Annotated in this window: 24 protein-coding genes and 1 pseudogene; 14 read left to right on the top strand and 11 right to left on the bottom strand. The window is 63.4% G+C overall.

Annotated features, from left to right (window positions below):
- Both AAG821_RS21100 and AAG821_RS21105 read right to left on the bottom strand, forming a co-directional pair.
- A partial coding sequence (locus AAG821_RS21100; RefSeq protein WP_341916441.1) for an AMP-binding protein occupies positions 1–838 on the bottom strand: 838 nt, incomplete at its 3' end.
- Positions 839–958: 120 nt separating this feature from the next.
- Positions 959–1,729 carry a hypothetical protein gene (locus AAG821_RS21105; protein ID WP_341915783.1) on the bottom strand — a complete coding sequence of 257 codons (771 nt, stop codon included), beginning with the start codon at positions 1,727–1,729 and terminating at the stop codon, positions 959–961.
- Between the two features lie 314 nt (positions 1,730–2,043).
- Here AAG821_RS21105 and AAG821_RS21110 point away from each other — a divergent pair.
- From AAG821_RS21110 to AAG821_RS21120, 3 genes and pseudogenes are all read left to right on the top strand, one after another.
- Positions 2,044–2,382, top strand: a pseudogene (locus tag AAG821_RS21110) (IS1595 family transposase); the annotation flags it as partial.
- Positions 2,383–2,676: 294 nt separating this feature from the next.
- Entirely contained in the window at positions 2,677–2,952 is a 276-nt protein-coding gene (locus AAG821_RS21115) for a hypothetical protein (RefSeq protein ID WP_341915784.1), read from the top strand.
- Between the two features lie 161 nt (positions 2,953–3,113).
- Positions 3,114–3,734 carry a hypothetical protein gene (locus AAG821_RS21120; protein ID WP_341915786.1) on the top strand — a complete coding sequence of 207 codons (621 nt, stop codon included), beginning with the start codon at positions 3,114–3,116 and terminating at the stop codon, positions 3,732–3,734.
- Positions 3,735–3,955: 221 nt separating this feature from the next.
- On the opposite strand, the gene AAG821_RS21125 is transcribed toward AAG821_RS21120, so the two are convergent.
- Together AAG821_RS21125 and AAG821_RS21130 are read right to left on the bottom strand one after the other, a co-directional pair.
- The gene (locus tag AAG821_RS21125) at positions 3,956–4,945 is read right to left on the bottom strand and encodes an MDR family oxidoreductase (protein WP_341915787.1); all 990 of its coding nucleotides are present in this window, start codon (positions 4,943–4,945) and stop codon (positions 3,956–3,958) included.
- A 127-nt stretch (positions 4,946–5,072) separates the two neighbouring features.
- Positions 5,073–6,239: an acetyl-CoA acetyltransferase gene (locus AAG821_RS21130; RefSeq protein WP_341915788.1), complete on the bottom strand. Its 1,167-nt coding sequence runs from the start codon at positions 6,237–6,239 to the stop codon at positions 5,073–5,075.
- A 314-nt stretch (positions 6,240–6,553) separates the two neighbouring features.
- Here AAG821_RS21130 and AAG821_RS21135 point away from each other — a divergent pair, with 314 nt between their 5' ends.
- The 5 genes from AAG821_RS21135 (at position 6,554) to AAG821_RS21155 (ending at position 11,562) form a co-directional block, all read left to right on the top strand.
- The gene (locus AAG821_RS21135; RefSeq protein ID WP_341915790.1) at positions 6,554–6,916 is read left to right on the top strand and encodes a peptidoglycan-binding domain-containing protein; all 363 of its coding nucleotides are present in this window, start codon (positions 6,554–6,556) and stop codon (positions 6,914–6,916) included.
- A 166-nt stretch (positions 6,917–7,082) separates the two neighbouring features.
- Positions 7,083–7,289 (top strand): hypothetical protein, encoded by a 207-nt coding sequence (locus tag AAG821_RS21140; protein WP_341915792.1) that lies wholly within the window; start codon positions 7,083–7,085, stop codon positions 7,287–7,289.
- A gap of 209 nt (positions 7,290–7,498) precedes the next feature.
- Positions 7,499–7,798 (top strand): Usg family protein, encoded by a 300-nt coding sequence (locus tag AAG821_RS21145; RefSeq protein ID WP_341915793.1) that lies wholly within the window; start codon positions 7,499–7,501, stop codon positions 7,796–7,798.
- Between the two features lie 111 nt (positions 7,799–7,909).
- Positions 7,910–9,712, top strand: coding sequence for an asparagine synthase (glutamine-hydrolyzing) (gene asnB / locus AAG821_RS21150; RefSeq protein ID WP_341915794.1), 1,803 nt, complete (start codon positions 7,910–7,912; stop codon positions 9,710–9,712).
- The gene (locus AAG821_RS21155) at positions 9,709–11,562 is read left to right on the top strand and encodes a hypothetical protein (protein ID WP_341915796.1); all 1,854 of its coding nucleotides are present in this window, start codon (positions 9,709–9,711) and stop codon (positions 11,560–11,562) included. The genes asnB and AAG821_RS21155 overlap by 4 nt, the downstream gene beginning before the upstream one ends.
- Here AAG821_RS21155 and AAG821_RS21160 read toward each other — a convergent pair whose 3' ends face one another.
- Together AAG821_RS21160 and AAG821_RS21165 are read right to left on the bottom strand one after the other, a co-directional pair.
- Positions 11,563–12,333 (bottom strand): glycosyltransferase family 2 protein, encoded by a 771-nt coding sequence (locus tag AAG821_RS21160; protein WP_341915797.1) that lies wholly within the window; start codon positions 12,331–12,333, stop codon positions 11,563–11,565.
- A gap of 3 nt (positions 12,334–12,336) precedes the next feature.
- Positions 12,337–13,296 (bottom strand): glycosyltransferase family 9 protein, encoded by a 960-nt coding sequence (locus AAG821_RS21165; protein WP_341915798.1) that lies wholly within the window; start codon positions 13,294–13,296, stop codon positions 12,337–12,339.
- A gap of 99 nt (positions 13,297–13,395) precedes the next feature.
- On the opposite strand from AAG821_RS21165, the gene AAG821_RS21170 reads away from it, so the two are divergent.
- Together AAG821_RS21170 and AAG821_RS21175 are read left to right on the top strand one after the other, a co-directional pair.
- Positions 13,396–14,238: a folate-binding protein gene (locus AAG821_RS21170; protein ID WP_341915800.1), complete on the top strand. Its 843-nt coding sequence runs from the start codon at positions 13,396–13,398 to the stop codon at positions 14,236–14,238.
- Between the two features lie 6 nt (positions 14,239–14,244).
- Positions 14,245–14,859 (top strand): DNA-3-methyladenine glycosylase I, encoded by a 615-nt coding sequence (locus AAG821_RS21175; protein WP_341915801.1) that lies wholly within the window; start codon positions 14,245–14,247, stop codon positions 14,857–14,859.
- A 16-nt stretch (positions 14,860–14,875) separates the two neighbouring features.
- Here the strand turns inward: AAG821_RS21175 and AAG821_RS21180 are convergent, their stop codons facing one another.
- A complete protein-coding gene (locus AAG821_RS21180; RefSeq protein ID WP_341915803.1) occupies positions 14,876–16,012 on the bottom strand; it encodes an acyl-CoA dehydrogenase family protein in 1,137 nt (378 codons plus the stop codon).
- Positions 16,013–16,144: 132 nt separating this feature from the next.
- Here AAG821_RS21180 and AAG821_RS21185 point away from each other — a divergent pair, with 132 nt between their 5' ends.
- Complete coding sequence (locus AAG821_RS21185) at positions 16,145–16,924, top strand: helix-turn-helix domain-containing protein (protein ID WP_341915804.1); 780 nt, start codon at positions 16,145–16,147, stop codon at positions 16,922–16,924.
- Here AAG821_RS21185 and AAG821_RS21190 read toward each other — a convergent pair.
- Both AAG821_RS21190 and AAG821_RS21195 read right to left on the bottom strand, forming a co-directional pair.
- Positions 16,899–17,495, bottom strand: a complete 597-nt coding sequence (locus AAG821_RS21190; protein WP_341915805.1) for a DUF924 family protein — start codon at positions 17,493–17,495, stop codon at positions 16,899–16,901. The genes AAG821_RS21185 and AAG821_RS21190 overlap by 26 nt on opposite strands.
- The gene (locus AAG821_RS21195) at positions 17,495–18,001 is read right to left on the bottom strand and encodes a PAS domain-containing protein (protein WP_341915806.1); all 507 of its coding nucleotides are present in this window, start codon (positions 17,999–18,001) and stop codon (positions 17,495–17,497) included. The genes AAG821_RS21190 and AAG821_RS21195 overlap by 1 nt, the downstream gene beginning before the upstream one ends.
- 125 nt (positions 18,002–18,126) lie before the next feature.
- Between AAG821_RS21195 and AAG821_RS21200 the strand changes: the two genes are divergently transcribed.
- From AAG821_RS21200 to AAG821_RS21210, 3 genes are all read left to right on the top strand, one after another.
- Positions 18,127–18,879: an SDR family NAD(P)-dependent oxidoreductase gene (locus AAG821_RS21200; RefSeq protein WP_341915808.1), complete on the top strand. Its 753-nt coding sequence runs from the start codon at positions 18,127–18,129 to the stop codon at positions 18,877–18,879.
- 64 nt (positions 18,880–18,943) lie between these two features.
- Positions 18,944–19,276 carry a heat shock protein HspQ gene (gene hspQ / locus AAG821_RS21205; protein WP_341896440.1) on the top strand — a complete coding sequence of 111 codons (333 nt, stop codon included), beginning with the start codon at positions 18,944–18,946 and terminating at the stop codon, positions 19,274–19,276.
- 22 nt (positions 19,277–19,298) lie between these two features.
- The gene (locus AAG821_RS21210; protein ID WP_341915809.1) at positions 19,299–19,910 is read left to right on the top strand and encodes a BON domain-containing protein; all 612 of its coding nucleotides are present in this window, start codon (positions 19,299–19,301) and stop codon (positions 19,908–19,910) included.
- A gap of 12 nt (positions 19,911–19,922) precedes the next feature.
- Here AAG821_RS21210 and AAG821_RS21215 read toward each other — a convergent pair whose 3' ends face one another.
- Together AAG821_RS21215 and cysC are read right to left on the bottom strand one after the other, a co-directional pair.
- Positions 19,923–20,693, bottom strand: coding sequence for a sulfite exporter TauE/SafE family protein (locus AAG821_RS21215; RefSeq protein ID WP_341915810.1), 771 nt, complete (start codon positions 20,691–20,693; stop codon positions 19,923–19,925).
- Between the two features lie 42 nt (positions 20,694–20,735).
- The coding region (cysC, locus tag AAG821_RS21220) for an adenylyl-sulfate kinase (RefSeq protein ID WP_341915812.1) at positions 20,736–22,319 on the bottom strand (1,584 nt) is incomplete at its 5' end.

Consider the following 22,319-nt stretch of genomic DNA (forward strand, 5'->3'; position numbering starts at 1 on the left):
GCAGCGTGCCGCCCTGGCGCAGCACCATGTTGAAATTGTGGTTGCCGCCGAAGGTGTGGTTCCACGGCAGCCAGTCGAGCAGCACCGGCGGTGTCTGCTGCAGGAAGGGCCAGATCTGCGCGATGGCCTGCTGGTTGCTGCTCAGCATGCGATGGGTGTTGATCACGCCTTTCGGCAGTCCGGTCGAGCCGGAGGTGAAGAGATACTTCGCCACCCAGTCTGGCCGGATGGCAGCGAAGCGCGCATCGACCGCGGCGGTGGGTGTCGTGGCGCGCAGGGCGCCAAGGTCGGTGAGCGTCTCGATGCCGGCGGGCAATGTGGCCAGCACCTTCGCAAACGGCCCGTCCCCCGGTGCTCCGTTTCCTTGGGCGAAAATCAGGCGGGGTTTCACCAGGCCGAGGATGTGATGCACCTTGGCGAAGTCGCCGCTCATCAGCGAATAGGCTGCTGAAATCGGCGTGACCGGCACGCCGGCAACGAAGCCGCCCAGCATCAGCAAAGCATGATCGATGCTGTTGCCCGACAGAATGACGATCGGTGTAGACTGGTCCAGCCCGCGATCGAGCAGCGCCTGCGCGACGCTGCGCGCGGCATCCCAGGCATCGCCGTAGCTCACCTTGCGCCAGCCGCCGGTGGGGACCTTCTCGGCGAGGAACACGGTCTGTGGCTGGCGCTCGGCCTGCTGCTGCAGCAACTGGCCCAGATGATCGGCATGGGGGCCGAGCACCTCTGCGGATTCGAGGATGAAGCCGCCATCGCCGCTGTCGTGCCGCCGGATGCGCGGCACCGCCAGATCGAGCGGCAGGAAGGCCGGCCGGGTTTCGCCCTGCTGGATCATGTTTCCTCCCACGGAAACGTTTGTTGCCGCCAATTTGTAAGGCAGCATTACAATTCCGGAGATCATAGCCAAAGCGGGCCAGGCTGCAAGAGGAAAGCTCAGCCCCTCTTTCTTGCTTATTTACAGACCCAGCTTGGCGCGCCATACGCTTTCGATAGGGCGATAGCCGCTTCCTTTCGCGGTGCCATCGGGAAGGAGTGGTGGTGGCGTGCCTACGTCACCGTAAGCTATGTAATCGACCATGCGGTGGGGATCGTCCAGCAGCCAGCGGATGGCGTGGTGACCGAGCCAGAGGTCATTCAATTCCTTTTCGCGGTAAAGCCGGTATTCGGGAAAACTGACACTGCATTGATGGCGGTTGCTGGCAAATTTCCCGAACAATGAAAAGAAGGCGCGTGCGAAACCGACGTGACCGGTGTTGCCCGGCTGCAGCGAGAGGACCAGTTCGCCCGAGACGATGTAGTCGGGAACGCCACCGGGGCCCTTATACATATACGTATTGCAGTCCATATAAGCCTTGGGCTCTGAACAGGAATTCTTCCAGGTCCAATGGCCCTGGTTTCCGCGCTCATACTCCAGGCGCCAGGTCGGATCGAGATACATCCCCGCTTTGGGGGATTCGCGACCTTGATTCGCGTCCTGCACGGCATCGCGGATATGTTGATGCAAGACGATCTGCGGCGGTTCATCCGCTATGCGCATCTCATAACTTTCGCGCCGCTTGAAGCGTGCATAAGGGCAGGCGATACGCAGCGCGTCACCAAAGGCCTGCCAGTCCTGCATTGTGAAGCAGAGATTGCGCGACCTGAACCATGGTCGCCCTTCCTGCGGCGTGAAATCCGGCTGCGGGATTGGCGTGACAACCGGTGATTTTATTGGTCTGACACTCATTGTTTGTCCCGCAATTCATGGCGGCGCTCAGCACGGCGGGCATTATCAGGCCCTTTATACTTTGCCGGCCTATCCGGGGCCTGCTTTGCGAATTCGCCCTTCTTGTCCCATTTTACGCGGATACGTTCGGCCGCCGCGCGGCAGACATCGCGCACATTGTGGCGGAACTGCTCCTCACTTCTGTCAGGATGCCGTTTCTCGACCATCACGAATTCCTCGCCTTTGGTCTTTTCCCGGATCCTGGCTTCGGCATTGCTTTCACGCTCGTCGGGCTTGCCGTCTTCGCCATCGTAGGTATTTCCGCGCAGCATTTCAGCAACATTGCCCGCGAGTCCAAGCTGTTCACCGACGAAAGCCGCCTCTATATCGCGCCGGGCAAAGATTTTGCTGAGCATTCAACCGTGGTTCACAGCGCCAAGGAATACGCTCGTGGCGAAGTCCACACTAACACCGTCGAGGGCTTCTTCTCGATCTTCAAGCGCGGCATGCGTGGCGTCTACCAGCATTGTCAAGAGAAGCACCTGCACCGCTAGCTTGCGGAATTCGATTTCCGCTACAACGGCCGTTCCGTTGACGATGACGCCCGCGCGGTACTCTCGCACAAGGGCGCGGAAGGCAAGCGCCTGACCTATCGGCGGACTCACAGCGCCTAAGCCGATTGATCCGGCTACGGTGCGACGCGCAATCTATCATGCGCTAGCGGTAGACCTGCTAAGTCGTGGCACTCGTAAAAGATGATTTGGGTATTGACCCGACTCGGGCGGGCACCTCAAGCTTGAAATCTTGAGTAGTGCGAGGGGTGGGCGGCAACCCACCCCATCGCATGATCCGCGCAACCTTTGGAGCGGTGCGGACCGAGTGTTGACGTGAATCAACGTTGCAACCCTTGCACTGTTGGACTCTCGGGTCAAGCCGCTCCTTTCTACGTCACAGAAAGGATACCTCCCATGGCTTTCTTCGTTGTTAGTTACGACCTCCACAAGAGCCGAGATTACGAGGGCATCATCACCGCCCTCACCGGTCACAGCGGTGTGCGGCTTCTCGAAAGCTTCTGGCTTATTAGCTTGAACAACACCGCTAGTCAGGTGCGCGATTGGCTCAAGGCGCAGGTGGATAGTGATGACAGTTTGGCTGTTATCGAGTTGAAAGCGGGCTCTGACTGGGCAGGCCTTCGCACCAAAGAAGATGGCATTACTTGGCTACGGCAAAATATCAAAGCGTAGCCGGGTCCTGATTGCCGTCCGTTGAAACCTTCTTGGGTTTAACAGTCGGCGGGCGCTCTGCTGCGGGCTTATTGTCCGTAGCAGGCGCTCGTTTCTTTGGCGGCGTCTGAAGCATCTTCTTCAGTACCTCGTCTCGCTTTGCATCATCGGGGGATTTAGTCATGCGTTCGGATCCTACAACGAAGAAGCGCGCACGGCGCCTTCATACAAAAAAGATGCAAACCTTCTGGCAGCTACTTGGAGAGTTTGTCTGGCTGTTCTCGCTGGCTGAAGTCAACATCAAGGATGCTCTGTGGCGTCTCACGGAGATGCAGCCGCACACCGCACGGGCAGTTTTGTCGGGCGTCAAAATAGATACGGCCATGAGCCTAATACGCAGACTAAGTGAAGCAGAAGAGTGGCCTCAAAAGAGAATTTCTGAAGTTGATCATGTTTTCCGCCAGCTTGCCCTAATCAACAGTTTCCGAAACGACATTCTTCATCATCAAGGTCAGGTCAAGGGTCGCAAAATCACGGTATCCAATGGCTTTTCAGCTCACATACCGGAGCGCGTCCGCACAACGACCATATCGGTTGGCGACCTGCGCCGGATGAATAGCGACCTAGCCAAAATCATTTTCTCGCTGCTGTACTTTTCGCTGGGCGAAGATAACCGGGGATCACGGGTGCTACTGCACAAATCTGCATGGCGGTATAAACCGCTTCAACCAGGGAGTGCTGGTCGTAAGACCCGGAAAAGCGCTCCAAAGTCGCCACCCCAGCCTCAATCATCTCAGGGGTAACCTCGATTTCTTCGAGAGCGCCGGCCTGTCCGTTACATTGTAATGTTTTTATTCTGTTCGATAAAATATATAATTGAGACAATGTTCCTTCTTTATATACTTTTTTTGTTCTTTTTTCAATCAGCCATTTGAGCTGGTTCAAAGCGCGTTGAACGAAAGACGTGGATGGCCGGCCAGGAAGATCTGGGCCCGGCCATCACGATTTGGGGAAGGCGCGTGGCCTACGTCGCGATGTCGATGACGACGCGGCCGCGAATCTGGCCGGCCAGGATCTTCGGCGCCAGCGCGAAAATCTCTGACAGCGGATGCAGCTCGGTCATCTGGCTGAGCTTGTCCTTCGGCAGATCCTGGGCCAGCTGCCACCAGGCGCGCTTGCGCTTGTGCATCGGCGCCATCACCGAATCGACACCGAGCAGGCTGACATTGCGCAGGATGAAGGGAAACACGCTGGCCGGCAGATCGGTGCCGCCGGCAAGGCCGCAGGCGGCAACGAAGCCGCCGTATTTGGTCTGGCTCAGCACGGTGGCCAGCGTCTGGCCGCCGACGGAGTCGATGGCCGCCGCCCAGCGTTCCTTGGCCATCGGCGCGCCCTTCTGTGCCAGGTCCTCGCGGGCGATGAAACTGCTGGCGCCCAACGCGGTCAGGTAGTCATGGGTCTCCGGTCGGCCGGTGGCGGCCACCACCGTGTAGCCCTTCTTCGCCAGCAGGGCGACGGCGACCGAGCCGACACCGCCGGCAGCACCGGTCACCAGCACCTCGCCATCGTCCTTGTGCAGCCCGGCATCTTCCAGCGCCATGAAGCAGAGCATCGCCGTATAGCCGGCGGTGCCGATGGCCATCGCCTCCTGCATCGAGAAGGCATCGGGCAGTCGCACCAGCCACTCGCTTTTCACGCTGGCAAAGCGGCTGTAGGCGCCCCACTGGGTTTCCGACAGGCCGTAGCCGTTGACGATCACCTTGTCGCCCGGCTTGAAATCGGCATTGCCCGAAACCACCACCGTGCCGGCCAGGTCGATGCCGGCCACCATCGGCAGCTTGCGCGCGATGCGTCCGCCGGTGAGCGCCAAACCGTCCTTGTAGTTCAGCGTCGAATAGGCGACCTCGACCAGCACGTCATTCTGCGGCAGGTCTTTCTTGGTCAGCTGCTTGAAACCGGCTTTCGGCTTGCCGTCGACCTCTTCGATCACGACGGCACGGAAGGTATCGGACATTCTCTTCTTACCTTTACAAAGCCGTCATGGCCGGGCCCAAGAAGCGCTTCCCTGGCCGGCCATCTCAGGCAGAATTGAGAGAGATCCCCGGGTCAGGCCCGGGGATGACGTATCTGTATCCAGAGCCTCAGCGCAGCGGCTCGAGGATCGAGACGTAGTTGGCGACCGCCACGCCGCCCATGTTGAACACGCCGCCGAGCTTGGCGTTCTTCACCTGGATGTCGCCGGCCGTGCCGCTCAACTGCATCGCCGCCATCACATGCATCGATACGCCGGTGGCGCCGATCGGATGGCCTTTCGATTTCAGACCGCCCGAGGGATTGACCGGCAGCTTGCCGTCGGCCTGGGTCCAGCCTTCCATGATCGCGCGTGCGCCCTGGCCCGGCGCGGTGAGGCCCATGGCCTCGTATTCGATCAGTTCGGCGATGGTGAAGCAGTCATGGCTTTCGGCAAATGACAGATCCCACACGCTCAGGCCGGCTTCGCCCAGCGCATCGGCCCAGGCCTTGGTCGGACCCTCGAAGGCGATCACGTCGCGCTTGGCCATCGGCAGGAAATCCTGCACATGCTTCGCGGCGCGGAAGGCGATCGCCTTCTTCATGCCCAGCGCGGTCTGCACATCGGTCAGCACCAGGGCTGCGGCGCCGTCCGACACCATCGAGCAGTCGGTGCGGCGCATGCCGCCCACCACCAGCGGGTTCTTGTCGGATACGGTCTTGCAGAAGTCGTAGCCGAAATCCTTCTGCATATGCGCCAGCGGATTTTTGCTGCCATTCTTGTGGTTCTTGGCGGCGATCATCGCGGTGGCATCCGACTGGTCGCCATAGCGCTGGAAATACTGCTTCTGGATGGCATCGAACACGCCGGCGAAACCACCTTCGTTGAAGACCTCCGTCTTCTTGTAGCTCGCCTTGACCAGGATATTGCCGACCATCTCGGTCGAGGCGGAGGTCATCTTCTCAACACCGACGCAGAGCACGAAGCGCGCCTTCTTCGCCGCAATCGCATTCAGGCCCTGGTAGATCGCTGCCGTGCCGGTGGAGCAGGCATTCTCGACCCGTGTCGCCGGCTTGAAGCGCAGGTCGGGGCTGGCCTGCAGCACCAGCGAGGCGGTGAAATCCTGGTCGATCAGCCCGCCGTTGAAATGGCCGAGATAGATCGCATCGACATCCTTGGGCTCGATCCCGGCATCGCGGATGGCGCCGACGGCCACCTCCACGATCAGGTCTTCGGCATCCTTGCCGTCCAGTTTGCCGAATTTGCTGTGGTTCCAGCCGACGATGCAGGCGGTCATCTGAATCTCTCCCGAAAGCTCTTGGTCTTGTCGGCGTAGGAGAAGAGGGGCGGGTATTGAAGTCAAGGCATGCACCGGCCGGTGAGATTGCGGTTCGCCGGGCCTGCCTGACCCTGATTCCGTCTGATCCGACTCTTATTTCTGCTTATTCGCCCCTTATCCCGGCTTGTGCGCGGCTTATTCTGCCTCGCGCGCCGGTTAAGTCCTTGAATGGGCTCGCTCTGGCTGAAATGAGAACATAAGGCGAAAATATTCTTGCGACAAGGGGCGCGAGGCGGTATATTCACTATATGTTCTAGACAGGGAGCTGCCTGATGCCCGACCTTCTCGCGACACCTTCTGTTGATATGGGCCGCCCGGATGAGCGCCTGTTCGAACTGTCGGGCAGTGTGGGCGTCGGCCGCACCAACCGCCGCTCCGATGTGTTCAAGCTGCAGACCCTGCTGCACCGCGAAGGCTATCTCGATGCCGCCGGGCCCGAGGATGGCTGGGGCGGCGACTGGGGCAATCGCGACGACTATGCGCTGCGGCGCTTCCAGCGCGACAACGGGCTGGTCATTGACGGCATCGCCGAACCCGAAGGCGAGACCATGAGCACGCTCCGCGGTTTCCATCTCCCGCCCGTCGCCGCCCCTGTCGCCACCATGCCTGTGCGGGGCAGCCGCCACGCCGCCTGAGTCCGCGTTTTTTTTCAGACCGTTTTTTCAGTCATAGGATTTCCAGGTCACAGGATTTTTTAAAATCATAAGGATGGCGTCGGGTTGGAGACCGTCAATCATCGTGGCGCCCGCATCGGCCATATCTACCGTGAGCGCAGTTGGGAAAAACCGATAGGAGTGACGCATGGTCGGCGGTAGATGGCGCAGGCTATTCAGGATCAGTGCCTATGCCGGTCTGTTCACCGGTGCGTTGGGCATTGCCTTCCTGCTTTATCTGCTGCTTGGTGCGCAAGACGTGTCTGCAGCATTCGGCACTCTCCCGATCCTGCTGATCGGTGCGATCCTTCTTCTTGCGGCAGCCCACGGCGAGCGCCGGCATATTTCAGACTGACTTTGGCGATACTTGGTCTGACTGTGCATCGGGCGGCACACCGGGCCGCCGATTAGCAGCACGCCGTTGCGAGTGCCAATCGGCGTCACGTTTACACAATCTTATTGCAACAGATCCGACACTTCGGACAGGCTTTGACTGTTGGTATGCCGGCTCCCGAGTCGGTGTCAGGACGTCGGGTGCCGGCTCCCGCGCAAGCAGGAGGCGAGATGTCCGATTTGTCCCCAGACCATAAAAAAATCGATCACACCGCGTGGCTGCAAAAGCTGCTGACGCACCGCCTGACCACGGCGGAAATCCTCTACCACATGCCCGATCACCCAAAACTGCTGCAGACCTATATGTGGCAGGATTACGATCTGGCGCCGCGCTTTCCCGGCCTGAAGCGGTTTCTCGATTTCTGGGAGGCCAGCCTGGACGGCAAGCTGCACAGCGTGCGCGTGGTTTCGGCGCGGGTGGTCAGCCCGGCGGAAATCCGGGCGGCGGCGGCGAGCTACGACCTGCACTAAGGCGGCCTGACGGCAGGGAGCCGGCTGCGGAAAGCGGCGGATTTTCACCTTTCGTCAAGACGGCGGCGGGTAGGGTAGCCTGTTGCAGTCTGTCAGGAATCCACCCCGTCCATGTGCGGCATTGCCGGCTATCTGAATTTCAATCCCGCCCGTGCGCCGGAGGCCATCCAGGCGACGATTGCCCGCATGAATCGCCGCATCGCCCATCGCGGCCCGGATGACCGCGGCCAGTGGGCCGATCCGGACAATCTGTGCCATCTGGGGCATACGCGGCTCAGCGTGCTCGATCTCTCGGCCGCCGGGCACCAGCCGATGCACAGTGCCGATGGCCGCTATGTCATCAGCTTCAACGGCGAGATCTACAATTACCGCAACCTGCGCCAGCAGCTGGAAAAGCTCGGGCATCAGTTCCGCACCGGCACCGACACCGAGGTGATCCTGGCCGGTTTCGCCGTCGATGGTGTCGATTTCTTCACCGTGGTGGATGGCATGTTCGCGCTCGCCATCTTCGACCGCGAAACCGGCATCACCACGCTGGCACGCGACCGCGCCGGCGAGAAACCGCTGTATTATGCTGCCGGCGAGGGCTTCCTCGCCTTTGCCTCCGAGCTGCGGGCGCTGCTGGAGGTCGAGGACCTGCCGGTGACGCTGTCGGAACCGGCGCTGGCGCTGTATTTCACGCTGCGCTATGTGCCCGACCCCGACACCATTCTGGCGCCGGTGAAAAAACTCGAACCCGGCTGCGTGCTGCAGGTGACGCGCGACGGCCGGCAGAGCCTCAACCGCTATTACAGTTTCGAGATCGACCAGGCCCATGAAGTGGGCCCCGACAAGCTGGGGAAGTATGTCGACACACTGGAGGAGGCGCTGTCGGAAGCGCTGACCGACCGGCTGAATGCCGATGTGCCGCTGGGTGCGTTCCTCTCCAGCGGCGTCGATTCCGCACTGGCCTGCGCCCTGCTGGCGAAAAAGCTCGGCAAGACAGTGAAGACCTTCACCATCGGCTTCGAGGGCGATCCGGGCTCCGAGCACATTGCTGCACGCGACATCGCCACGCGGCTTGGTACCGAGCATCGCGAGCATATCTTTGGCGCTGCCGATTTCGACCGCATCTGCGGCGATATCGGAAAATTGCTGGACGAGCCCAATGGCGACCGCAGCTGCGTGCCGACCTATCTGCTGGCCGAGTTCACCCGCCAGCATGTCACCGTGGCGATCTCGGGCGATGCCGGCGACGAGCTGTTCGGCGGTTATTCACGCTACCCGGCTTTTGCCGTGGCCTATGACCGCGACCGCTCCGGCCGCGCGCCGGCGATGGTGCAGACCTATATCGAACGCGGCCTGCCGGTGTTTGCCGCCGATGCGGTGCGCGAGGCGCTGCCGCAGGGCTATGAGGCGGTGCTGGATTTCTACGACCGCTATGCATCGGTCTTCATGCATCTGGGCCGCCCGGCGCTGCACAGCCTGCGCCAGCTCGATTTCCGCACCTACCTGCCCGGTGCGGTGCTGGCGAAAGTCGATCGCATGAGCATGCAGCATGCGCTGGAGGTGCGCACGCCATTCCTGAGCCCGCGGATGCTGGGCCTGGCGGCACGCGCCGGCCTGGGCCTGTGCTGGAACGGCAAGATGCAGAAGCTGGCCTTGCGCCATCTGCTGGCGCGCTATCTGCCGGCGCCGCATGTGCAGGCGCCGAAAAAAGGCTTCGGCATGCCGCCCAGCGTGTTTTTCAACAACCAGCCGCGGCTGGAGCAGGAACTGCGGCTGGCCCATCGGCGGCTCAGCGAGACGCGCTTCTTCAGCGCGCGGCCCGGCGCGCTGGATCGCCTGTTCCGCGCCGCCGGCAACGGCATCAATGCGATCTGGGCCACCATCGTGCTGGCCAAATGGGTTGACAGCGTGGAGCGGCCGCTGTGACCGAGAAAACGGAAGCGGAGAAAAAGCACCTCGGCGACATGGAAGCCTTTGTCGCCCATGCCGCAGGCCTGGCGACCACGGCATTGGCGCCAGAGATCGAGACCCGCATCGCCGCTCTGGCGCCAGTCTTCGATGCCGCCGTGGCCGGGCTGGCGCCGGCGCCGCTCACCGTGCTGATCTATCATCTCAAGCTGCCCGAGGAACATCGCCATATCGACTATGTCGATATCCAGGCCGACCAGGGCAGGATCGACTATACCGGCGTGCTGCAGCACACCTTCGCCATGGCGCGCGGGTTCAACCCGGATTGCCGCATCCTGTACGTTACCGGCGAGAGCGACGATACCGCCTTCGTGCCGGCGGATGTGACGGTGGTGCGGCTGCCGCTCAACCCCGGCTGGCTGATGTATGAGCGCGTGGTGGCGATGAATGCCTATCTCGCCTCTGCGGCCTTCACCGGGCATACCGCCTTCCTCGACAGCGACGCCTTTGCCAATGCGCCGCTGGAAAAGGTGTTCGACCTCGGCTTCGATGTGGCCGTCACCTATCGCGCCAGCCCCGGCCTGATGCCGCTGAACGAGGGCGTGATCTTTGCAGCTAAACGGCCGGGAGATGGGGCGCAGACCTTCTTCCGCCGCTATCTCGGCACCTACGAGGCGCTGTGCGCCGATGCGCGGGTGAAAGAGGTTTATGGCGATATCCGGCGCTGGCGTGGCGGCCAGCTGTCGCTGAACGGGGCGGCCATCGCCACCGGGCATTTAAGCGATCTCGACCGCCGGGTGATCGATGGCGCCCTGGTGCGCTATCTGAATTGCGACGACTTCAATTTCTTCATCCGCGATTCCGAGCAGTATTCCAAGTTCCAGCTCAAGCGCAAATACGTGCTGCACCTGAAAGGCCCGTCCAAGGGCAGTGTCGCGTCGGCGGCACAGTTCCAGATTCCCTGGCTGCAGGTCTGGCGCAAGTCCGGCGCCAACCTGTTCGCGCCGATCCTGCAGGCCGAACTGGCGGCGGCAGCACCGGCGCCGAAGACGGAAGCAGCCGCAGCGGAGTCAAAACCCGGCGGCTATGTGAAGCCGATGTTCGCCTTCATCAACAAGGAATACAACCGGCCACCGTTTGATGCCGCCGAGGCGCGGCAAAAGTTCGGCGGTCATATCCAGGCTGCCGCCGAAATCCTGCAGGCCAACCGGCCGGGCAGCGGCGCGGTGGCGGTGGACGACATGCTGGTGTGGTTCCGCAATGCCGGCTTCCTGCAGCAGGAGGATTTCATCCGCGCGGTCGGCAGCTATGGCACCGACCAGACCCTGCGCGCGCGCATCTGGCGCATCTACACGCTCTGCTGGGCGGCGAAAAGCTGCCTCGGCCTGCCGGGCGATTTCATGGATGTCGGCTGCTATGACGGCCGCACCGTCGAGATCATGGAGCGCTACTGTGATTTCCGCAGCGCGGCATCCGGCAAGACCTGGTTCCTCTACGACCTGTTCGAGAATCCGCCCGACGAGGCGCGCAAGTCCGGCCATGGGCCTGAACTGTTTGACCGGGTGAGCGCCACCTTCGCGCCGTTCGGCAATTTCCGCGTCATCAAGGGCGCGGTGCCCGAGAGCTTCGCACAGGGCCTGCCCGACAGGGTCGCCTTCGCGCAGCTCGACCTGAATGTGGCGGGGCCCGAGCTGGCGGCACTGGAGATCATCCACGCGCGGCTGGTGCCCGGCGGCATGATTGTGTTCGACGATTTCGGCTTCCAGCGCTACCGCGACAGCCACGATGCCGAGATGGCGTTTTTCCGCGCCCGCGGTGAAGTGATCTTCGAAAGCCCGACCGGCCAGGGGATTTACATCAAGCGGTGATCACTCGCCGCTTTCGAGATCCGCCTTCAGGTAGCTGAGGATCGGATACAGGCCGGCCATCAGCGCGATCAGGAAGCCGTAGCGGCCCTCGCGATAGCCCTTGCGCCCGACATAGCATTTGTAGAAGCGGCTGAAGATGCGGCGGATGTTGTGCGGGTAGCTGCCGATATCTTGACCAGCGGCGCGCCGCGCCCGCAGATCGGCGGCATTCGCGGTGGTGTAGCGGTCCAGCCGGTGAATCATGTCGGAAATGTTCTTGTCGACATAATGAATCATGCGGCTCTTGAGAAAGCGCTGCTCGCCCTTCAGCTCCAGGGCCGGATGAACGCGCTGCGCGCCCCAATGCTTGGCGCCCTTGGCGCAGAGACGCGGTGCCATCATCACGCCGAAGTATCCGCCCCAGCCATAGCGCACCAGGCGCGCGCCGACGTAATTGTCGAACGGCACCAGGATATGCCCGAATTTGGCCGTCGCGATCACGTCACGGATCTCGGTCGCCATTTCGGCCGGCACGCGTTCGTCGGCATCCACTTCCAGAATCCAGTCGCCGCTGCAGGCGGCAATGCCGGTGTTGCGGCGCTCGCCCTCCAGCGGCCAGGCGCCCTCGATCAGCTTGTCGGTGAAGCCGGCGGCAATCGCGCGGGTATTGTCGGTGCAGCGATCCAGCACCACCACGATCTCGTCGGCAAAGCGCAGGCGCTCCAGGCAGTCGGCGATCTGGCCGGCTTCGTTATGCGCCACAACCAGGGCGGAAAGTTTGGGAGCGGTCATGGCTCACTCGTCCTGCGAATGCTTCCACAGATGTTCGGCGGCGCGCTGCGCCTTGTCGACGCTCAAGCTGAGCATATGGCTGTCCTGGCTGCGATAGTCGTAGCCGGGCTGGCGGATGATCTCGTCAAAACTGAGGTCGGTACGCACCGCGCCGGTCTTCTCGCCCCAGGGGCCATAGACCTCCTCGCGGCTCGGACCGAACAGGCCGAGCGTCGGCACACCGCTGGCAGCGGCCAGATGCATCAGGCCGCTGTCATTGCCGATATACAGGCTGCTGCGCTGCATCGCTGCGGCGATGGTGAGCAGGTCGAGCTTGCCGACGAAATCCAGCGTGCGTTCGGCCGGCAGGCCGGCGAGCGTGGCCTGGGCCAGCGCTTCCTCGCCGGGGCCGCCGAACACGGCAATGCGTGCGCCGGGTAGGATGCCATCGGTCGCCGTCAGGCGTTGCGCCAGGTCGGCGAAGCGTTCGCCGGGCCACATCTTGCCGCCCCAGTTTGCTGTCGGGCCCAGGGCCAGCACCGGGCGGCCGTCATCGGGCCAGAGCTTCTTCGCAGCCTTCTTCGCATCGGGGCCGATCCACAGCCGCGGTGCCGCGGTGGTTTTCAGCTTGAGGAAATTCGACAGCACGATGACCTTGTGCATGCGCGAGCCGGAGCCGCTGAAACTGCGGCGGCGACGTGCCAGCAGGAACTGGCCGATGCCCGAACCGCGCAGGTCGATGATCAGCCAGAAACGCGTCAGCGCGAGTTTCTTCCACAGCTCCCACCAATGCCCGGCCCAGGGCTTCTTGTGCATGACGATGATGCGGTCGAGATTGGGCAGATCCTGGAACAGGCCGGCCGCTGCCGGTCCGCAGGCCACGGTGAAGCGGGCCTTGGGGAACTGCGCGTGCAGGGCATCGATCAGGCCGGTGGAAAGTACCGCGTCGCCCAGCCGGTTGGCAGTGATGAAAAGGATGCGCATGGCTCAATCTTGAATGTTTGGCTGGTTATAGGGGGGGTGTCCGCCCTTGCCAAGTCGCCGGCCCTCCCATACCTCAGAAGGGCCAAAACCGGAGGATTCATGGCCGATCTGACCTGCGCTGCCCTGCCTGACCGGGCCTTGCTGTCCCTCGGCGGGGACGAGGCCGCCGGCTTCCTCGATGCGCTGGTCTCCAACAGCGTGACCGGACTTGAGCGCGGTCAGGCCGCCTATGCCGCGCTGCTGTCGCCGCAGGGCAAGTTCCTGCACGATTTTTTCGTCACGCCCGATCCGAACACATCTGGCCTGCTGCTCGATGTCGCCGCCGAGCGGCTGCCTGACCTGCAGCGCCGCCTGACGCTGTATCGCCTGCGGGCCAAGGTGACGATCGCGCCGGTGGATGGCGTGCGCTGCTATGCGCTGTTCGGTGGCGCCGCGCCATCCGCGGTCGGGATTCAGTTCGCCGATCCGCGCCTGCCGGCGATGGGCTGGCGGCTGTGGCTGCCCGATCAGGCTGACCCGCCGCTGCCGCCCGCCGATCCGGCCGTCTATCACGCGCATCGCATTGCGCTCGGGGTGCCCGATGGCGTGCGCGATATCGAGATCGACAAGGGCCTGCTGCTGGAAAACCATTTCGAGGCGCTGCATGGCGTCGACTTCAAGAAGGGCTGCTATATCGGCCAGGAGCTGACCGCGCGCACCAAGTATCGCGGCCTGGTAAAAAAGCAGCTCTGCCGCGTGCAGGCCACGCAGCCCTTGCCGCCGCCCGGCACGCCGATCACGGCGAACGGCCAGGAGGTCGGGCAACTGCGGTCAAGTTCTGGCAGCATTGGCCTCGCGCTGCTGCGGCTGGATGCGACAGCGCAAGAACTGGATGTGGCAGGGATTGCGCTGCAGGCCGCACGGCCCGACTATGCGGGTCCGATTCCCGAGGCAAAGACCTGAAGCGATATGTCGAAAGCTCCCATCACCCATGACGACGGCCGCTGCCGCTGCGGCTGGTGCGGTGTCGATCCGCTGTATGTGAACTACCACGATACCGAATGGGGCGTGCCCGAATGGGATGACCGCGCGCTGTTCGAAAAGCTGATCCTCGATGGTTTCCAGGCGGGGCTCAGCTGGATCACCATCCTGCGCAAGCGCGACAATTTCCGCAAAGCCTTCGACGGGTTCGAGCCGCAGAAGATCGTGCGCTACACGCCGAAGAAGCTGGATGCGCTGATGCAGAACGAGGGCATCATCCGCAACAAGGCCAAGATTCACGGCACCGTGGCGAATGCGCGCGGCTGGCTGGAGATCATGGAAACCGAGAAGGGCGGCTTCTCCGGCTATCTGTGGAAGTATGTCGATGGCAAGCCGCTGAAGAACGGCTGGTCATCGCTGAAGCAGGTGCCGGCGGAAACCGCGGTCAGCCAGGCGCTGTCGAAAGACCTGCGCAAGCGCGGCTTCACCTTCGTCGGCCCCACCATCGTCTATGCCTTCATGCAGGCGGTGGGCATGGTCAACGACCATCTGGTGGAATGCTATCGCCACAAGCAGGTCGCCAGGGCCAAACGCCCCGGCTGACCTGCCTGCGCGGATTTTACGCCGCCTTGCCGTCTGCGGTCAGGCCCAGCGCTAGCCGCCCGGCCAGCCGCTGCTGCGGCAGCTGGGTGAACGGGTGATAGCGCGCCGCCTGCAGGTCGCGGAACAGCCGCTCGATGCCATTGTCGCGATAGAAGGCGCTGCCGCCGGCCGCATCCATGGCCAGGCCCGCCATGGCGAGCAGGCTTTCCGTCATCGCACGCTTCAGCGTCATGATGGTGGCCGAGGTCTGCTCGCCCGGCGCCGCCGATTCACCCAGGCTCACCATCTGCTCATGGGCGGCGATGGCGGCGGCCAGGACGGTTTCCATGGCGCCCACCTGCAGCTGGGCATCCATGTCATTGCGGCGGCGGGCGGCGATCTTCAGCACCTCGTCGCGCAGCTGTTCGGCCACGCCGCGATAGACACTGTAGATCAGCGGGAAGGCCACCAGTGTCACCAGATGGAAGAAGGGATGCCACACACCCGCCGGGCGGCGCAGGGCGATCGAGGCGTCCGGCACGAACACATCCTCCAGCCGCACATCCTGCGAGCCGCTGGCGCGCATGCCCAGCGTGCGCCAGGTCTGCTCGATGCTGATGCCCTTGCTGTTCATCGGCACGGCGGCATGCAGCACTTCAGTGTCGCAGATCGCCATGGTCATCAGCAGGTTGCCGGCTTCGGCGCCGCTGACAAACCGCTTGCGTGCCGAAAACAGGTAACCGCCCTCGGTTTTCTTCGCGACACCCGAACCATCGAGCCAGTCGTTGCCGCCGGTGGACAGCAGCATCAGTTCCTCGGCCGCGATCTTGCCCAGCGGCTTCTCAACGGCGGCCGGATCGCTGCGCCAGCGCCGCACCATGGCGGCCAGCGGATGGGTGTGCATGGCCAGCGCCAGCGCCGTGCCGCTGCACTGGCGGGCCAGGCTGCGCAGCATCTCGGTCAGCTCGCGATAGCTGGCGCCGCCGCCATTCAGCTCGGTGGGGATGCCGGCGGAAAAGATGCGGTTGGCCTTCAGCAACGCGAAGGTCTCGGGCGAGAACCGGTCGGCGGCATCGTTGGCGGCGGCCTGGCCGGCAATCTGCGGCGCCAGGCTCTGCACCCGCTCGGCCAGCGTCATGCTGCCGGGGGTCTTGATGGTGGTCTGTACGGTCATGATGAGGGTCTCCGTCCCTGGGTTTGCTTCATCGGCGAAACGCGGAGGCGGGTTATGCGGGCTCGGGCCTGGCGGAGATAGTGCTAAAATAGAACTTGGCGGGTCGCCACCACCCGGGATATTCATCGCCGCATGGATACCAGTTATGGAATCTTCTGCCCCGTGGCGAAGGCTGCCGAGGTTGTGGCCGGCCGCTGGACCCCCTTAATACTCAGTGAACTGATGAAAGGCAGCGAGCGGTTTGGCGACATCCAGAACGGGGTGCCGCTGATGTCGCGCAGCCTGTTGGCCCGCCGGCTGAAAGAGATGGAATTCGCCGGCCTGATCCAGCGCGTGCCGGTGGGCAAGGGCCATGTCTATCGCCTGACCGAAAGCGGCAATGCGCTGCGGCCGCTGATCAACCAGCTGGCCGAATGGGGCAGCGAATGGCGCCTGCCGTATCTGAACGAGCGCGAGCGCAATGTCAGTTACCTGATGTGGTCGCTGCGCGGCTTCCTGCTCGGCCGCACCGAGCTGCCGGCCAGGGCGGTGCTGCAGTTCAATTTCCGCAATGTACCCAAGCGCGACCACAAGCTGCGCATGTGGTGGCTGATCAAGCGCGATGCCGAGATCGACCTCTGCTACACCGATATGGGTTTTGAGCCCGATGTGGTGATCGATGCCGATCTCGATACGCTCACCCGCGTGGCGATCGGCCTTGCCAGCCTGCAGAAGGCGCGCAGCAATGGTGATGTCAGCTTCACCGGCAGTGCCAAGCTGTTTGCCCGTTTCGTCGCCGCGCTCGATCTGGTCGAACCGCCGAAGCTGCGGCTGATGCGCGTGCCCTCCGAGCCGCCGCCCAGCCAGATGATGCCGCCACCAGCGGAAGTGACAGCCGAGGCGCCGGTCAGAACGAAGAGCCGGGCTGCTTAAGGAATTCGATTTCTTCCGGTGAACTCTCGCGCCCCAGCGCCGCGTTGCGATGGGGGAAGCGGCCGAAGCGGGCGATGATCGCGCGATGCTTGTCGGCCCAGCCGGCCAGATCGAGGCCCGGCATCACCTTGTCCAGCGCCGAGAACAGCAGATGCGCCAGATCCTGGTCATGCATCTGCTCGCTATGTTCAAACGGCAAGTAGAAGAACATCCGCATCACCGGCGGCAGCGCGATATCGAAACCGCGATCCACCGCCTGCCGCGCCACACTGAGCGCGCGCGCATCGCCAGCAAAGGCCTTGGCCTGGTCGCGGAACAGGTTGCGCGGGAACTGGTCGAGCAGGATCAGCAGCGCCAGGGCGCCTTCCGCCGTTTCCGTCCAGTCGGCATAGCCTTCGGCCAGCGCCGATTCCACCGCGGCAGCGAAGTGCTGGCGAATCGCCTCGTCGAAGGCGGCGTCCTTCTCGAACCAGGCCTTGCGATGCGCCAGCGGCATATCAGGCTGGCGGTCGAACCAGAAGTCCAGCACGCTGTCTTGTGTTACAGGGGCTTGCGTTACGGGGTCTTGCATCACGATTCCAGATTCTCCCAGTGCCAGTAGCCGATCACATGGCGCGGCTGGCCGCATTCATCAAGCAGGGGAGCAAGAACGCGCTGGAAGATAATGAATTCGCGATTCTGCTTCAGCGACGAGCGCCGGGCGAAGCTGGGCTGGCCGCCCAGCAGGATGGCGCGGTATTCCTGCTCGAAGGCCAGAACCTGTTCGGGTGTATACAGGTCGTCGAAGCGGCGGCCGCTGTAGTCGCGGCCGGTGGCGCGGCGATGGCCGGTGCCGAGCAGGCGGAAGCGCAGGTTGAGTTTGGCGCCGGCGGCCAGGTCGCCAGCGGGCTGGGCCTCGACCAGGCCGATATGGGGCAGCAGGTGATGCGGAATCTGCAGCGGATCGACCGCAGCTTTGGGCGGCACGCCACCGGCAGCCGACGGCAGGGCGCGCCAGTAGGCGATGAAATCCGCCAGCGCCAGCGGCAGCACCGCTGGCCAGGTGCGGTCGTTGATTGTGCCGGGCGTATGCGACATCGCCCCTCCCATGTCGCCAGACTAAGCCGGCCGCAGCGGAATGCCCAGATATCTAAAAACGTGTGGCCCTGTTAATACCGGGGCGGCATCTGCTAGCCTGTCAAAAAACGGGAGTGGAAACGGATATGAACCAGATCGATCTCAAGGGCAAAAACGGCGTCGTCACCGGTGGCGCACAGGGCATTGGCCGCGCCGTGACCGAACGGTTTCTGCGCTCGGGCGCGGCGGTGGCGATCTGGGATCGCGATACCGCGCTGGCCGGTCGCGTCGCTGCCGAACTCTCGGCCCTGGGCAAGGTGATCGCGGTGAATGCCGATGTCACATCCTGGGCCAGCATCGAGGCGGCAGCGAAGCAGACGGCCGCCCAGCTCGGTGGCATCGACCTGCTGGTCAACAATGCCGGCATCGCCGGGCCGAATGCGCCCGTTGATGCCTACCCCCTGGACGCCTGGCAACAGGTGATCGATATCGATCTCACCGGCGTGTTCCATTGCTGCCGTGCCGTGGTGCCGCTGATGAAGGCGAAGGGCTACGGCCGCATCGTCAATGTCGCCTCGATTGCCGGAAAAGAGGGCAATCCCAATGCCAGCGCCTACAGCGCCGCCAAGGCCGGCGTGATCGCCCTGACCAAATCGCTGGGCAAGGAACTGGCCGGCATGGATATCGCGGTCAACTGCATCACCCCGGCGGCGGCCAAAACCGCCATCTTCGACCAGATGACGCAGACCCATATCGACTATATGCTGTCGAAGATTCCCCGCGCCCGGTTTGTGGCGGTGGACGAGATCGCTGCCATGGTGGCCTGGCTGGTATCGCCGGAGAATTCCTTCACCACCGGGGCGGTGTTCGATCTGAGCGGTGGCCGCGCCACCTATTGAGGCGGCGGCTGCAGTGGTGAGATATGGCCCGGTCGGTATGGCGGGCCATGTGGTGAGGAGCAGAATGCCCGAGAGTCGCGACGCCAAGTTTTCGATCGGTGATGTTGTACGCCATCGCCTGTTTCCGTTTCGTGGCGTGATTTTCGACGTCGATCCGGTCTTCAACAACACCGAGGAATGGTGGGAGTCGATCCCGGCCGATCTGCGCCCGCGCAAGGACCAGCCCTTCTACCATCTGCTGGCCGAGAATGCGCAGAGCGCCTATGTCGCCTATGTGTCGGAGCAGAATCTGCTGCCCGATGCCGAGGCCGGCCCGGTGAACCATCCCGATATCAAGAAGTATTTCGCCGGCTTCCGCAGCGGCCGCTACCAGTGGCGCGCCGCACCCAGGATGTAAGTCCGGCCTAAAAGGAGGACGCATGCATCGCCGCGCTATTCTGAAGGGCCTGTGCGGTGGTGCCGCGCTGGTGCCTCTGCTCGCCACACCTGCCCGGGCGCAGTTCACCGATCTGCTGACCGCGCCAAAAACCCTGATCGACCGCGCCATCGAGGCGCGCAAGGCCGGCGACATCGCCAAGGACAACGAGATTGTCCTCAAGGTCAACAAGGTGATGGCCGATGTGAAGTCGATCAAGGCCTCCACCGAGATCTACGAACAGCGCCTGCTGATCACCGGCCTGTTCGACAACAAGGCCGATTACGACCTGTTCGAGAAGGGCGTGCGCAGCATCGCCGGCATGAAGAAGCTATACTGGCATGCGGTTTACCTGTCGGCCGCCGACCAGGAGAAGCGCAAGGCCGAACTGATGAACTGGGCCGATGTCACCGTGCTGGAAAGCAAGGGCAAGGCGCGGCTGATCGGCACGCGCGGCGTGGCCGATGTGAATTTCCGCCTCTGTGCCGATGCCTTTGGCACGATCTATCTGCTGGGCCGGGCGCGGTCGAAGGACGAGATGGACAAGGCGCTGGCCCGCGCCAGGGACGGCGAGGGCGTGCGCAAGGTGGTCAACTACGTGGAAGTGCGCGCCTGATCGCGGCGCGTGTTACAGCAGCCGGCCGATCAGTGACACCACGGCGGGGATATTCAGCCCGATCAGAATGATGCCGACTGCGCCGGCAATCAGGCGACCTGGCAGCTTGTTGACCAGGAAAGCCGCGATCGGCGCAGCCAGCAGGGCACCGACCATAATGGCCAGCGCCGTGCTGCCGATGGTGGTGAGCGTCGCGGCGCCGAGCCAGAAGGAAAACACCGCCGCCTGCACCGCAGCCACCACCGGCTCGGCCGCATTGGTCGAGCCTACCACCCGCCGGGGTTCGCGGCCTTGCAGCAGCAGGCTGGAGGTGACGATGGGGCCCCAACCGCCACCGAAGGAATCAAACAGGCCGCCCAGGAAACCGACAATACCGGGCCGGCCTTTCGGTGCGGTATCAATAGCAAGATCCTGGCGCCAGCGCAGCGCGCGCAGGATCACCACGATACCCATCAGGCCGAGATACAGGGCGGCCAGGGGACGAATGACATGGATCGGCAGCAGGGCGATGACACTGGCGCCGATGATGCCGCCGGCAATGCCGGGCAGGATCAGGCGACGGCAAACCGGCCAGTCGATATTGCCGAATTTCCAGTGCGAGAGGCCAGATGCGATGCCGGTCGGGATCTTGGTGACATGCACGGCTGCGCTGGCCACCGCCGGCGGCATGCCGGTTGCGATCAGCACGCTGCTGGCGATCACGCCATAGCCCATGCCGATGGCGCCATCAATCAATTGCGCCGCGAAGCCGACACCGACAAACAAGACCAGATCGAAATCCAAACGCCGCCTCCTGGTTGCGGTAACGCCTGCACCGGAGAAACGTTACGCCGCAAAACTCTGCGATGCGTAGTCTACCAGACTCTGCGTTGCTGCCGACAGGGGCATGCTGGCCGTATCGATGGTCACGGCGGCTTCGGTCGGCGCCTCATAAGGCGACGAGATGCCGGTAAACTGGGCAATCTCTCCGGCCCGTGCCCGCTTATACAAGCCCTTGGGGTCGCGCGATTCGCAAACCGCAAGATCGGCATGGACGTGTATTTCATGGAAGCCGGCGCCGATGATCTCGCGTGCCAGGCTGCGCTGCTGGCGCAGCGGCGAAATCGCCGAGACCAGCACGATCATGCCGTTGTCGGCCATCACCCGGGCTACTTCGGCCAGCCGGCGGATATTCTCCGCACGGTCGGCATCGCTGAACCCCAGATCGCGGTTCAGGCCATGGCGCAGGTTGTCGCCATCCAGCACGGCAACCTGCTGGCCGCGCGCAAACAGCGTGCGCTGCACGGCCATCGCCAGGGTCGACTTGCCGGCGCCGGACAGGCCGGTGAGCCAGAGCACGCCGCCGCGATGGCCGTTCTGTGCCGCGCGTTCAGCGGCAGTGACACTGGAATCGACGGCAACGATATCATTGGCGGCGATGCGCGCCTGATCGGCGGCTTCGATCACCAGGCCGCCGGCGATCTGCGGTCCGCGGATCAGCACGCCGCGCCCGGTGCGGGCATGGTTTTCATAGAGATCGAGCGCCAGCGGCTTGCGGCTGCGCAGGATCACTCGCGCCACGCCATTGCGTTCGATCTGGGTGGCATCGGTGGTGCCCAGGCTTTCGACATCCAGCACTTCGGTGATGGCCTCGACCTCGACCTCGCGCTCGGCAGTGCCGAGCTTGAGCGTCAGCCTGTCGCCCCGCTTCAGGGTTTCACGATCCAGCCAGAACAGCCGCGCGGTGATGCGGGTGGCTTCCTTGGGGCGCTGGTCCGGCGTGCTGGCCAGCGCGCCACGCTCGACAAACACATCCTCATCCAGCGTAAACGCCACGCTTTCGCCGGCAACGGCTTCATGGCGCGGCGCATGGCCGGCAGCAGAACCGCTCCAGGCTTCCAGCGTCGCCACGGTCGCCTCGCGGCCGCCCGGCGCAAAGCGGATACGCTCGCCCACCTTGATGCGACCGCTTTCGACACGGCCGACAATCACGCGGCGGTCATCCAGGCGATACAGATCCTGCACCGGCAGGCGCAGCGGCTGTTCCACCGGATGGGCGCGCGGGGCAAAGGCATCCAGCGCGCCGATCAGGGTCGGGCCCTGGTACCAGGCGGTGTTGAGGCTGCGGCTGGCGATGTTGTCGCCCTGGCGCGCCGACAGCGGCACGATGGCCTGCACCTCGATGCCGATATCGGCCAGATAGTTGCGCACGGCATCAGCCACGGCCTGGAACTTCACCGGATCATGGTCGATCAGGTCGATCTTGTTGACGGCGACAGCAACCTGGCGGATGCCGAGCAGATGCAGCAGATAGGCATGGCGGCGGGTCTGCTCGGCCAGCCCTTGCGCGGCATCCACCACCAGGATGGCGGCATCGGCCTGGGCCGCGCCGGTGACCATGTTCTTGAGGAATTCCTTGTGCCCCGGCGC

The organism is Ferrovibrio terrae (assembly GCF_943372915.1).
Lineage (GTDB): Bacteria > Pseudomonadota > Alphaproteobacteria > Ferrovibrionales > Ferrovibrionaceae > Ferrovibrio > Ferrovibrio terrae_A.

What these genes read in the sequence shown, in the direction of transcription:
- AAG821_RS21105 (WP_341915783.1), bottom strand. Translation starts at nt 1,729, where the DNA reads ATGAGTGTCAGACCAATAAAATCACCGGTTGTCACGCCAATCCCGCAG.
- AAG821_RS21115 (WP_341915784.1), top strand. Translation starts at nt 2,677, where the DNA reads ATGGCTTTCTTCGTTGTTAGTTACGACCTCCACAAGAGCCGAGATTAC.
- AAG821_RS21120 (WP_341915786.1), top strand. Translation starts at nt 3,114, where the DNA reads ATGCGTTCGGATCCTACAACGAAGAAGCGCGCACGGCGCCTTCATACA.
- AAG821_RS21125 (WP_341915787.1), bottom strand. Translation starts at nt 4,945, where the DNA reads ATGTCCGATACCTTCCGTGCCGTCGTGATCGAAGAGGTCGACGGCAAG.
- AAG821_RS21130 (WP_341915788.1), bottom strand. Translation starts at nt 6,239, where the DNA reads ATGACCGCCTGCATCGTCGGCTGGAACCACAGCAAATTCGGCAAACTG.
- AAG821_RS21135 (WP_341915790.1), top strand. Translation starts at nt 6,554, where the DNA reads ATGCCCGACCTTCTCGCGACACCTTCTGTTGATATGGGCCGCCCGGAT.
- AAG821_RS21140 (WP_341915792.1), top strand. Translation starts at nt 7,083, where the DNA reads ATGGTCGGCGGTAGATGGCGCAGGCTATTCAGGATCAGTGCCTATGCC.
- AAG821_RS21145 (WP_341915793.1), top strand. Translation starts at nt 7,499, where the DNA reads ATGTCCGATTTGTCCCCAGACCATAAAAAAATCGATCACACCGCGTGG.
- asnB (WP_341915794.1), top strand. Translation starts at nt 7,910, where the DNA reads ATGTGCGGCATTGCCGGCTATCTGAATTTCAATCCCGCCCGTGCGCCG.
- AAG821_RS21160 (WP_341915797.1), bottom strand. Translation starts at nt 12,333, where the DNA reads ATGACCGCTCCCAAACTTTCCGCCCTGGTTGTGGCGCATAACGAAGCC.
- AAG821_RS21165 (WP_341915798.1), bottom strand. Translation starts at nt 13,296, where the DNA reads ATGCGCATCCTTTTCATCACTGCCAACCGGCTGGGCGACGCGGTACTT.
- AAG821_RS21170 (WP_341915800.1), top strand. Translation starts at nt 13,396, where the DNA reads ATGGCCGATCTGACCTGCGCTGCCCTGCCTGACCGGGCCTTGCTGTCC.
- AAG821_RS21175 (WP_341915801.1), top strand. Translation starts at nt 14,245, where the DNA reads ATGTCGAAAGCTCCCATCACCCATGACGACGGCCGCTGCCGCTGCGGC.
- AAG821_RS21180 (WP_341915803.1), bottom strand. Translation starts at nt 16,012, where the DNA reads ATGACCGTACAGACCACCATCAAGACCCCCGGCAGCATGACGCTGGCC.
- AAG821_RS21185 (WP_341915804.1), top strand. Translation starts at nt 16,145, where the DNA reads ATGGATACCAGTTATGGAATCTTCTGCCCCGTGGCGAAGGCTGCCGAG.
- AAG821_RS21190 (WP_341915805.1), bottom strand. Translation starts at nt 17,495, where the DNA reads ATGCAAGACCCCGTAACGCAAGCCCCTGTAACACAAGACAGCGTGCTG.
- AAG821_RS21195 (WP_341915806.1), bottom strand. Translation starts at nt 18,001, where the DNA reads ATGTCGCATACGCCCGGCACAATCAACGACCGCACCTGGCCAGCGGTG.
- AAG821_RS21200 (WP_341915808.1), top strand. Translation starts at nt 18,127, where the DNA reads ATGAACCAGATCGATCTCAAGGGCAAAAACGGCGTCGTCACCGGTGGC.
- hspQ (WP_341896440.1), top strand. Translation starts at nt 18,944, where the DNA reads ATGCCCGAGAGTCGCGACGCCAAGTTTTCGATCGGTGATGTTGTACGC.
- AAG821_RS21210 (WP_341915809.1), top strand. Translation starts at nt 19,299, where the DNA reads ATGCATCGCCGCGCTATTCTGAAGGGCCTGTGCGGTGGTGCCGCGCTG.